The following is a 9,801-nucleotide window of genomic DNA, read 5'->3' on the forward strand; positions in this document are numbered from 1 at the left end:
TCTGTCAGGGCGAGTCCGCTGACTGATTTCGCCGGGTTGGTACCAGCCCAGTTGCCAAATCTCGTGCTTGCAGCCTCCTCCGTTCGATGTAAATGTGCGCACGATTTCGCTGTCCCACTGTCCCACGCCCTAGGTAGCGGGACAGTGGGACAGTTATTCGCGCTCCCCCTGACGCCGGTCCTCTTTCAATTTGGCTTGCAGCCGATTGACTTTGGATTTGCTGAGCCCGGTTTCCTCAGCGATCTCTCGAACGCTGCACCCGAACGGGATAAAACATCGATCCGTTCTGTCTCGATATCCACGATCGATTTGACCGACCACTGGGCGCGACCGGCGCGCACCTCCAGTTTCGCCTCGAAAGGTTTTGCGTCTTCGCCGTATACACCTCGTGCTTTACCGAGAAGGACTTCGAAGCGGGCACCATCGCTTGCGACATAGTCCTGCGGACGCTTGAGATTGATAAGGGTATCCAGAATGTCTTCTCTCTTGCTGGTGCCTCGCGGATTGCCGCCTCGGCCTTCGTGCTCGACCAGCAGCACACTGACCCCTCGCCTGCGAAGCCTAAGCAGCCAGGCCTGCATCGAATCCCAGCTTTCCGCTTCGTTTTCCCGCCCACCGCTGACCAGAGTGGAACGGTTGTCGAGGATCAGTAGTTCTGCGCTGCCCAGCTCAGCTTCGAGCCGCTCCTGGTCCTCGCGCAGGGATAGGTTCAGACTGACGCCGAGATCCTGCTCATCCATAGGCAGGATCCGCAGAAGGCCCGAGGTTACAGGTTCAAACATGGCAAGTCGCTCCTGAAGATCGGGACCTGGCATCTCGCCGTCTACGTAGAGGACCGAGCGTGGTTTGGGTGCCTGCCAGTTCAGGAACTTGCCGGCGGTTGCGACAGCATGCGCGATCGCGACCGCAACCTGAGTTTTGCCGACACCTCGATATGCCGCCAGCATGGCGATCCCCCGCGTACGCAGGATGGGCTCCAGGACAAATTCGCGTGGCTTGAGCTTCATGCTGGTAAAGAGATGTGACGGGAAGCTCTTCAGTACGCGGGTCTTTCTCGCGGGCTCGGCCGGAGCCACAACGGTGCGTTCAGCATTCAGTGCCTGAAGGATTTGTTCGGGTGACTTGTTCATGATGCGCAACAGTCCGCAAAATCGGATTGACGATCCTTTGGGACAATCGTTGTGACTTCTTTCCCCGCGGCCACCCATCGCTCCGAACATGCTTGCGCAGCTTTGAGCCCGGCCGCGTCATTGTCGGCGAAGATTGTGAGCGCTTCGACACCTGAGAGTACCGGCAAGTGCGCCATGCCCCCGCTGGAAAGCGTTGCCCAGACCGGCCGGAACCCCATCGACATGCAGGCCAGCGACGTTTCGATGCCTTCGGCGATGTGAAGACCCTCGATCACGTCCTCATGGTGGGAGAGCTTTGCACTGGCATTCCTTGCTACACCCAGCATGCGTTTCGGATTAGCGTGATCCGACATGATCGCCTTGCCCTCGCCGCCCGCCGCAAGGGCAGTGCGGTGGATTCCGCGAAATTCGTCTGTATGAACGTCTCGCATGACGGCCAGCATCGCCGGAAGCCTGATGACGTCGCTGTCCTTTATGCGGAACGGGCATTGCGGATGGAACCTCAGCACGCGGCCGCCGAGCAGATCGTCTAGGAGACGGATGCCGCGTTGTCGGAGATAACGAGCTACTGCCGTTCCCTCTATCGGGCCAGCTTGTTCCCAGATGCGCGCGGCCAATGCGATGGTTTTGGGCTCCAAAGCCGGCGGGGAGAGTAGGACTGCGCGGAACCGCGCCACGCCTCCCAGATCGAGTGCTGGTGCAGGAAGGCCAAGTCGATCGTGGATATAGTGACGGCATTGACGCCAGTGGTCGCCCGCAAAGCTGCTGACCACAAAGCCGTCCCGGGCCAATGGATCGAGGAGTACCGACATGGAGCGGTCGGACCGGGAATGACCAGGACCGGGTGCGAGCACTCTATTGTTGGCGATGGCGTCACCTTGCAGGATCTGGGCCAACACATATGCCTTCATCGCCGCTTGGCCTCCGCAGGCATGGTCCGCTCGGCCTCGTAGGCCTCGATATCGGTTAGACGGTAGACAATAACCCCGCGCGTGAGCCGCAAGAAGCGAGGGCCGCTGCCATTGGCGCGCCAGCGTTCCAGACTGCGCTCCGAGATACCCCAGCGCAGCGCCAACTGCTTTTGCCGGAGGAAAACCATCAGCTTTTGGAACCAGGCTTTGCTGTCTGCGCTCTTGCGAGAGGCGAACGATGGCGAGCGACCAGAAAGTACTGGAAGGAATTCGGACCGACCCGCCGTTGCAGAGCGTCGATTAGTCCGTTGTCGAATGCCATCCTGACGCGTTTGGCCAGCGCGCGCAGCCGTTTCCGGTCAGCTTCGCACCGGCCCGAAGCATTGGCGCTGTCTATCGCAAGAAACCCCTCGTGATAGACAAATATCTCGCCTGGACGAGCAACGCCTAGCCAGCGACAGAGATCAGCTTCAGTGCACAGGAGTTGATGAGGCTTGTTCATGACGATCTCTACTCAGCCAACATCCGAACTGTCTCAGTCCGCCGTGGCAATGCCGGCGATGGCGAATTCCAGCCTGATCTGCGACAGCTGGCGATAAAGGCCGGCGCGCGACACGAGGCCTTTCCGGATGATGTCCGATGGGGTGATGTCGGTCAGACGGGCGCAAATGTTGAGTTGCGCGGGAGTAAGTCGCGAAAGCGCACGTTCGAGACCGAGCCGAACTTCAACGCTGGCCGGCTGATCGGCAGGCTGTCCCATCCATGCCGAATAGCTGTCATCTTCGGAGAGCAGGTCGCCCAAGCGGCCCTCTGCTCCAATCGCGTCGTCGAGCGAATGGCCGAAGAGGGCGCGGTGCCTGGCGATCCTGTTCGCGAGCCTGGCGGCGCAATGCTTCATGGTCGTGCCGGCGAATGCACCTGGCGATCCGCGGTCGGGCTTGAAGTGCTTCAGGCGCGCGATGAAATCGACGAGCAGGTCCTGGGCGATATCTTCCTTCTCATGCGGCGGCAGTCTCATGCGACGCACAAGCCGCGCCGCAACCAGTTCGGCCTCGTGCTTGGCCGATGCGAGTGCCGAAGAGGAGAGATCGAGCATTTGAGCACCTAAAGGAATCGATGCTCAGAAGGGTATGGATGCTCACGGGCGTTGTAGATCGCCAGAAGATCGCGATAAAAGTCGCGGTATTGTCACCAAAGATCGCGAAAGGTCGCCGCTTGCCCGAATGGGTGTCGGTGCCGCGGTTAACATCAGGGTTCGACAGATACTGATATCCTGTCCTGATTGATCCGGTAGCCGGCGTTGCGCAAGGTTTCGAATATATCGATGGCGAACTCCTCAGGAATGCCAGCCTCTATCAGTTCCTTCTTCAGCCGATAGAATGCTTGCGTTGCAGCTTTCTCGGCCCTGTTTTGGCCAAGGACTTTTTCCTGGAGCGCTTCGCGTCCCACAAATTCTCGATTCTCCAACGCGTGCTCGACAAGGCACAGTATGAAGTTGAATGACATTGGCGTTAGCGAAGCGCTTACCTCGGGCACGGTGACCCGTCGCAACGACTTGATGACGGTGAGGTGCGGTTTGACGGGCTCAGGAGTCGGAATGCCCGCCACTTCCCATCGCGAGACAGATACCACCCATTCTTGATCTAGCTGAGCCAATTGGTCACGGAGTGTTGGACCGGGCTCGTTGTCGCCGATCAGGGTGATCAGCCTCTCCACATGATCGTGGATCTTCTTCCACCGCGCCGTCGCGTGTTGCAAGTCGCCCTGATGGCACAGTTCTCCATACTGCCATGTGCCATTGTTGAGGTCGTGAAGTGTCTCGCGAAGAACCGCAAGGTCGACTTGGCAACGCAGGGGTGCATCGCGCTTCTGAGCGAATGTTGCAGCGTTGGGACAAGGTGGCGGGAACGCGTGCACCGCCTGGCGCTCCCGTTGCCAAAATCGCATGCCCGGCGAGCGGGTTATATGTAAGCCGGTCGGCGGGCTCGTATCTGTGGTCTTACAAAACGCCAGGAGGCCATCGGTTAGAACCATCAATCGACTGAGCAGCGGCCATCCGAGCGAACCTCCCACAGCGGATAGGCCGTCAAGGTAGTTACCGCGGTCGAGTACACCTGGGGTTAGCGCTCTGAACGAGCGATAGATGTCGAGCGGATCGACTAGAGTTCCGTCGTGCCACACGAAGGCTCCCGGTGGAAACGCGTCGGTGACAGCCCAGTCGCATAGATTCCGAAGAATCATTGGCTGCGGGACTGCGGCCTGCTCTGCCCAGATTTCGGTAACCCTCATGAACGCGACGTAGGGTGGATTGGCGGGCATTGGGAATCTACCGCTTCATTTTTTGAAAGCGATTCTCAGATCGACAAACCTTAGGCGCTGCTTCCGAGCGCCGTGAGACACTTTGATTATTGCCTGAGTAGGAGAGAGCTGTGAACTGGCATCGAGACACTCATGACCGGCGTCAACGCCCTCCCTCCAAACCGCATGACCGGCGCCGAGCGGCTCGACGAAATCGCCGCCATCCTTGCCGCTGGCCTGGTTCGGCTGAGAGCAAAACAGTCAAGCCAATTATATGCAGGTCATGCAGAGAGTTCGCTTCCCTCTGGCGCGGAAGAGAGCGTGTATCGGACCCACCGCAATGGGGAGTTCCGATGACAAAACAGTCTCTTGCAGCATCAGCCGGCAGGGCAGGGGCGTTGCCGCCCGCGGCCCGGTATGACGATCCGAAGGTGCTCGCCCGCCTTGCTGCCCTGAAAGATGCGCCAATTTCCGACCTGAAGCAGCAGTGGCGGGAGCTCTTCCAGAGCGAGCCGCCACCCTTCAACCGCGCCTTTCTGGAAAGCCGGCTCGCATACAGGATTCAGGAGCTTCGGTGGGGAGGGTTGAAGCCGGAGACGCTGTCCCGCCTGCGGGCGCTCGCCGAACAACTCGGTGACGATCATAGCAGTGGCCGTCGTGGCCGCGGTCGCGGCGGCGACCGGCCCATCGCAGGTACCCGCTTGGTCCGGGAATGGCAGGGCGTCGAGCATGTCGTCACCGTCACTGCCGACGGTTTTGAATGGCAGGGCAGGCCGTATAGGTCGCTCTCCGCAATCGCCCGAGTCATTACGCAAGTTAGGTGGAACGGGCCGTTGTTTTTCGGGCTTCGTAGCCAAAGGGGAGCGGCACGATGAACATGCACACTCCTGCCCGTCAGTCGGTCGTGCGCAAACTGCGATGTGCCGTATACACCCGCAAGAGTTCCGAAGAGGGATTGGATCAGGAATTCAACTCTCTCGACGCGCAACGCGAGGCATGCGAGGCGTATGTGGTCAGCCAGCGGGCCGAAGGCTGGGTGCTGGTGCCAGACCGCTATGATGACGGTGGTGTCTCAGGCGCGACACTGGAACGTCCTGCCCTGAGGCGGCTGCTGCGCGATGTCGAGGCAGGGCTCGTCGACGTGATTACCGTCTATAAAATCGATCGGCTCAGCCGGTCGCTGACCGATTTCGCCAGACTCATCGATCTGTTCGACCGGAACCAGGTCGTCTTTTCCGCGGTTACTCAGAACTTCAACACCACGACCAGCATGGGCAGGCTGACGCTGAACGTTTTGTTGTCGTTTGCCCAGTTCGAGCGCGAAGTGATCGCAGAGCGCATCCGCGACAAGTTCGCAGCCTCCCGCAGGAAAGGCATGTGGATGGGCGGAACCGTATCGCTCGGCTACCGGGTCGAGAACCGCAAGTTGGTCATCCACGAGGAGGAAGCAGCCACGGTCCGAATGATCTTCCAACGCTTCCTGAAGACCGGCTCGGGCATGCAGCTTTCCCGCGCTCTGAATGCCGAGGGCGTGACCAGCAGAAATGGCAAGCCATTCGACAAGGGTATGCTCTACAAAATCCTGAGCAACCGCATCTATGTCGGCGAGGCCGTTCACAAGGGCACGGCATATCCCGGGGAGCACCAGCCCATCATTCCCCGCGATCTCTGGGATAAGGTCCGCTCGATCATCGCTGAGAATCCACGCAAGCGGGCAGCGGCAAGCAGGCGTCAGACGCCGGCCTTGCTGAAGGGGTTGCTCTTTGCACCAAACGGCAGTGCCATGTCGCCGACCCACACCCGCCGGAAGGGCAAGCTCTATCGATACTATGTCACGCAAACGGTGGTGAAGCTCGGCCCGCACACTTGCCCGATCAAACGCATCGCAGCCGGCGAGATAGAGGCCGTGGTTATCGACCAGTTGCGAGCGATGCTAGCCTCGCCCGAGATGATCGTCCGCACATGGAAGGCTGCGCGGGAGATGGAGACGCAGGCGCGGGGAACGCGACTAGCGACCCTCGCCCAATCTACGGCGAATGAGCACCGCCGTGATAGACCAGCTTCGGCGACCGACATCACTGAATCGGAAGTCCGTGAGGCCCTGATGCGCCTCGATCCGCTGTGGGACGAGCTGTTCCCGTCGGAGCAGGCTCGTATCGTTCAGCTGCTCGTCGAGCGGGTCGATGTCGGTCTCGAAGGCGCCAGCATCAAGCTGCGCGCTGAAGGGCTTTCACGATTGTCAGGTGAACTCAGAAGAGTTCCGGCTGCAACCAGGAATTCGGCATGACCATGCTTAGCCCTCAGGCCACAGTCACCGACATCGACACGGACGGCAGGACGATCACCGTTCACGTGCCGCTGACCTTCCGCAAGCGGGGAGGCAGGAAGCTGGTCATATCGGCGGCCGGTCAGGAGCAATCGCCGCTGACCAGCCGCCTCTTTGATCGCCCGCTCCTGCGATCAGTCGTACAGGCTTTCGAGTGGCAGAGGCTGCTTGACCAGGGCCAATACGCAACTATCGGCGGACTCGCCAAAGCCAGGAAGCTCGACCGCTCGCTCGTCTCTCGGACCTTTCGCCTGACCCTACTCGCTCCAGAAATCGTTGAAGCAATCCTGGATGGGAGGCAGACCGATGGCGCCCAGCGTCAAGCGATGCTGCATAGCTTGTCGACAGGTTGGAATGAACAAGCCAGAGCCATCAACGGCGACGCTTAGGCCAAGGACGAACTCCGTCACGAAGGCCCCAGGACGCCATGCTCGCCCGTTGGGAGGCAAATAGCGAATCTTTCAGGCGGATATCAGACTGAGTGGAAGCGTCTCGATTGGGTGGCCTCGCACCGGATGCTCTCAACGGTTGTTTAGACCACAGTCAGCGTTAAGCGCCTGATGTCGGTCAAGGATTCTTTTCACGGTCATGGCATGAAGTCCCACAACCTGGCCGATCTGTCGGAACGAAGCGTTACTAGATCGCATCTGGGACATGACGCTGATTTTCTCCTGCTGAACGCGATTCAAGACTAGGCGGCCATTCTCAACATTGAAGCCGTAGGGCGGCTTGCCCCCGCCGTATACGGCCTTCGACGCAAGTTGTCGCTTCACTGAACGTGCTCCTACGTTCCTGCTCATTCTCGGCCACGACGTACAGGATGGAGACGGCCGGCTTGCCTATCCCGCCACCCGGTACAACTGAAACTTTCCGCTCGCCTGGAACGCCGCCTGGCTCGCGTGAAACGTCTCAGACGGATCGCCTGGTGGTCCGCTTCGTTGATGTCGCCTCCGGTGGATCGTTTAGCCGCCACAGGCTAGTCTTCGAAGTTGAACGGCGGCTCATACTCCTCGCACCGCAATACCGGGCACGACTGCGTGTCTGATGCGCGGATATAAACGAGCTCCGTGACTTGGCCGCCTGGGCAAAATCCGATGTCGGCCACAAAGCGGTCGTAGAGCGGATTGCCCCGCTTGGAGGTATAGCTGACGACAGCCGCGCCGTTGTTGACGATCCGCTGCTGCACGCCGTCGCAACTCATCCGGTTAGACGAGAAGCGCGCCTCCGCGTGTGCCTGGCTCCCGACAAGCACCATGAGGATTATCAAGCAATTCCGCATCGCACTCTCCATAGGACTCGGACGTGATGAGAAACAGCGAACGAGAAGGGATGTTCCGGCGCTAACGTGCCGCGCGCTGCAATTGTTGGCGACCGGTATTCGTTGGCCGCGATACGACACGCAACGAACTTCCGGAACAAATTGCCTGCCGCCGCGCTTCCTGCTCACACATGACAGGAGATGAAAAATGGCGAATATGCTCGGGAAGGTTATACTAGCGGCTCTTGGGGTGGTGCTATACAAAAACCGCGATCGCATCGCCGATGCCTGGAACCCGCAACCGGCCGATCCAAACAATCCCACACCGCCAGCCGGTAATCCTCTTGAGCAAATTCTTGGTGGCGGTGGCCTGAAGGATATACTCGACAAGTTTCGCGGTGCAGGCAAAGGCGACGCGGTCGACTCCTGGGTCGGCAAGGGACCAAACCAGCCGATTGATCCGGAGCATGTCGCGGCGGCGATCGACGAAGATACGCTGGCCGCGCTCTACGAGCAGACGGGTTTATCTCGGGAGGAAATCCTGCGGCGCCTGGCGGTGAACCTACCGGAGGCCGTAGATGAGCTGAGCCCCGACGGACACCTGCCCTCGGGCAGGGCTGAGGCAGCCGAACCTACGTTGCTCGACCCTGTTCCCGGGGCATCTGCCTCAAAGTCGTAAGAGGCGTCAATTGGGTCCGATAAGTCCCCTTATTGGAACCGATCAGCCCCATACGGTCGGAACTTGATGAACGATATCGTCCGGCGGCAGATGCGAGATACCGGCATCGCGCTGCTGGTAGTCATATGGTGGCGTGTATCTCTGGAACCAACTCCCCGCCTGCAGGTTGACAGCGTGAGGAACAACCAGAGAGATACAAATGAAACATAGTCTTGTATTCGCCGCTTCGGTAGCGGCCATCGTCGCCTTCTCCGTGCCGGCATTCGCTGAAAGCCCGGCCCAGGCAAAGGATACCGATTCCACCGGCCAGACTCAGATCAACTCGGCTTCGCAGCAGTTGAACGCTGAGAGCGACACCGACACGATGACCACGGCAAGCATCGCCGACCTTCAGACCCTCACCCCGGTGATGGCGGCAGGCACTACAACGGCCGGCCAAATCCAGACGATCTCCACCATATCGACCGTGAAGGTTGTGCGCATTAACGATTGGGCGAGCGCCGACAAACAGGCATTTGACGCGGCGATGAGCCAGAACGGGAAGCCTGTGGACGACCTACGGGCGTCCTTGGCGGCTAATGCGGCGGTCAATGCGCGACTTGGCGAGCAGAGCGTCATGCCGGCCAATGTTGTGGCCAGTCAGGTTCTCTCGGACGGCACGCTGGTTGTCTATGTGTATGACGGCGGCTGATCTACCATAGTCCCGCAGCAATTTGTGCCGGCCTTGAAGGTCGGCACATTCTTTTTTGTACGCATCATGCAATCAGGTGGGACTCGATATGGCTGATCATCCCGAAGGCGAAGATCTGAAGTCGACAATCACCTGGGCACTGGGGGAGGTTGGGAGTTCCAACGCCATTGATGCCAAACTGCACTCGATACTCAGTTTCTTGCTTGAGCGCTTGTCGCTGGCAGATAGGATCATCGAAGCTCTTCCCCCCGAGGAACTTAAGACCGCAATGATCGCCGCAGATGCTGACGCGTCCGCCCCAGGCCATGACATTAAGAGAGCTGGTTGGACGCGAAAGGGCCCTTGGTGGCGTGATGAAGAACCCCCGCCGGCCGATGATCCGTAACCGTGCGGTGAGGGCCGCGGTCAGGCTGCTTTCGCCGTGGCGGTGGATCGGCGCCAGTTCCACGGCAGAAGTTCAGCCAGCCGGTTCTGTGGCGTGTCGGCGATACGGGCGAGCACATCGGCG

Annotated in this window: 12 protein-coding genes and 1 pseudogene; 7 read left to right on the top strand and 6 right to left on the bottom strand. The window is 59.7% G+C overall.

Going from position 1 to position 9,801, the window contains the following annotated elements:
• Positions 1-153: 153 nt before the first annotated feature.
• The 5 genes and pseudogenes from ACH196_RS33300 to ACH196_RS33320 form a co-directional block, all read right to left on the bottom strand.
• Positions 154-321, bottom strand: coding sequence for a winged helix-turn-helix transcriptional regulator (locus ACH196_RS33300; protein ID WP_396651139.1), 168 nt, complete (start codon positions 319-321; stop codon positions 154-156).
• Positions 322-566: 245 nt separating this feature from the next.
• A pseudogene (locus ACH196_RS33305) lies at positions 567-1,220 on the bottom strand (AAA family ATPase); the annotation flags it as partial.
• Positions 1,127-2,041 (bottom strand): toprim domain-containing protein, encoded by a 915-nt coding sequence (locus ACH196_RS33310; protein ID WP_396651140.1) that lies wholly within the window; start codon positions 2,039-2,041, stop codon positions 1,127-1,129. The pseudogene ACH196_RS33305 and the gene ACH196_RS33310, both read right to left, overlap by 94 nt.
• 535 nt (positions 2,042-2,576) lie before the next feature.
• Positions 2,577-3,137 (bottom strand): sigma factor, encoded by a 561-nt coding sequence (locus ACH196_RS33315; protein WP_396651141.1) that lies wholly within the window; start codon positions 3,135-3,137, stop codon positions 2,577-2,579.
• Positions 3,138-3,289: 152 nt separating this feature from the next.
• The gene (locus ACH196_RS33320) at positions 3,290-4,330 is read right to left on the bottom strand and encodes a hypothetical protein (protein ID WP_396651142.1); all 1,041 of its coding nucleotides are present in this window, start codon (positions 4,328-4,330) and stop codon (positions 3,290-3,292) included.
• Between the two features lie 162 nt (positions 4,331-4,492).
• On the opposite strand from ACH196_RS33320, the gene ACH196_RS33325 reads away from it, so the two are divergent.
• The 4 genes from ACH196_RS33325 to ACH196_RS33340 are packed head-to-tail and all read left to right on the top strand — an operon-like array spanning position 4,493 to position 7,054.
• Positions 4,493-4,696: a hypothetical protein gene (locus tag ACH196_RS33325; protein WP_396651143.1), complete on the top strand. Its 204-nt coding sequence runs from the start codon at positions 4,493-4,495 to the stop codon at positions 4,694-4,696.
• Positions 4,693-5,214 (top strand): DUF2924 domain-containing protein, encoded by a 522-nt coding sequence (locus ACH196_RS33330; RefSeq protein ID WP_396651144.1) that lies wholly within the window; start codon positions 4,693-4,695, stop codon positions 5,212-5,214. Before ACH196_RS33325 ends, ACH196_RS33330 begins: the two co-directional genes overlap by 4 nt.
• Entirely contained in the window at positions 5,211-6,626 is a 1,416-nt protein-coding gene (locus ACH196_RS33335) for a recombinase family protein (RefSeq protein WP_396651145.1), read from the top strand. Before ACH196_RS33330 ends, ACH196_RS33335 begins: the two co-directional genes overlap by 4 nt.
• On the top strand, positions 6,623-7,054 hold the full coding sequence (locus tag ACH196_RS33340; protein ID WP_396651146.1) for a hypothetical protein: 432 nt from the start codon (positions 6,623-6,625) through the stop codon (positions 7,052-7,054). Before ACH196_RS33335 ends, ACH196_RS33340 begins: the two co-directional genes overlap by 4 nt.
• Before the next feature lie 587 nt (positions 7,055-7,641).
• Here the strand turns inward: ACH196_RS33340 and ACH196_RS33345 are convergent.
• Complete coding sequence (locus ACH196_RS33345; RefSeq protein ID WP_396651147.1) at positions 7,642-7,920, bottom strand: hypothetical protein; 279 nt, start codon at positions 7,918-7,920, stop codon at positions 7,642-7,644.
• 211 nt (positions 7,921-8,131) lie between these two features.
• Here ACH196_RS33345 and ACH196_RS33350 point away from each other — a divergent pair, with 211 nt between their 5' ends.
• From ACH196_RS33350 to ACH196_RS33360, 3 genes are all read left to right on the top strand, one after another.
• Positions 8,132-8,602, top strand: a complete 471-nt coding sequence (locus ACH196_RS33350) for a YidB family protein (protein WP_396651148.1) — start codon at positions 8,132-8,134, stop codon at positions 8,600-8,602.
• Positions 8,603-8,801: 199 nt separating this feature from the next.
• A complete protein-coding gene (locus ACH196_RS33355; RefSeq protein WP_396651149.1) occupies positions 8,802-9,293 on the top strand; it encodes a hypothetical protein in 492 nt (163 codons plus the stop codon).
• Between the two features lie 88 nt (positions 9,294-9,381).
• Positions 9,382-9,678 (top strand): hypothetical protein, encoded by a 297-nt coding sequence (locus ACH196_RS33360; protein ID WP_396651150.1) that lies wholly within the window; start codon positions 9,382-9,384, stop codon positions 9,676-9,678.
• Positions 9,679-9,801: the final 123 nt, after the last annotated feature.

Source organism: Mesorhizobium sp. IMUNJ 23232, from assembly GCF_044326205.1.
GTDB lineage: Bacteria > Pseudomonadota > Alphaproteobacteria > Rhizobiales > Rhizobiaceae > Kumtagia.

Coding starts and splice junctions, on each gene's coding strand:
- ACH196_RS33360 (WP_396651150.1), top strand. CDS start 9,382: ATGGCTGATCATCCCGAAGGCGAAGATCTGAAGTCGACAATCACCTGG.
- ACH196_RS33350 (WP_396651148.1), top strand. CDS start 8,132: ATGGCGAATATGCTCGGGAAGGTTATACTAGCGGCTCTTGGGGTGGTG.
- ACH196_RS33355 (WP_396651149.1), top strand. CDS start 8,802: ATGAAACATAGTCTTGTATTCGCCGCTTCGGTAGCGGCCATCGTCGCC.
- ACH196_RS33320 (WP_396651142.1), bottom strand. CDS start 4,330: ATGAGGGTTACCGAAATCTGGGCAGAGCAGGCCGCAGTCCCGCAGCCA.
- ACH196_RS33340 (WP_396651146.1), top strand. CDS start 6,623: ATGACCATGCTTAGCCCTCAGGCCACAGTCACCGACATCGACACGGAC.
- ACH196_RS33325 (WP_396651143.1), top strand. CDS start 4,493: ATGACCGGCGTCAACGCCCTCCCTCCAAACCGCATGACCGGCGCCGAG.
- ACH196_RS33330 (WP_396651144.1), top strand. CDS start 4,693: ATGACAAAACAGTCTCTTGCAGCATCAGCCGGCAGGGCAGGGGCGTTG.
- ACH196_RS33335 (WP_396651145.1), top strand. CDS start 5,211: ATGAACATGCACACTCCTGCCCGTCAGTCGGTCGTGCGCAAACTGCGA.
- ACH196_RS33310 (WP_396651140.1), bottom strand. CDS start 2,041: ATGAAGGCATATGTGTTGGCCCAGATCCTGCAAGGTGACGCCATCGCC.
- ACH196_RS33315 (WP_396651141.1), bottom strand. CDS start 3,137: ATGCTCGATCTCTCCTCTTCGGCACTCGCATCGGCCAAGCACGAGGCC.
- ACH196_RS33345 (WP_396651147.1), bottom strand. CDS start 7,920: ATGGTGCTTGTCGGGAGCCAGGCACACGCGGAGGCGCGCTTCTCGTCT.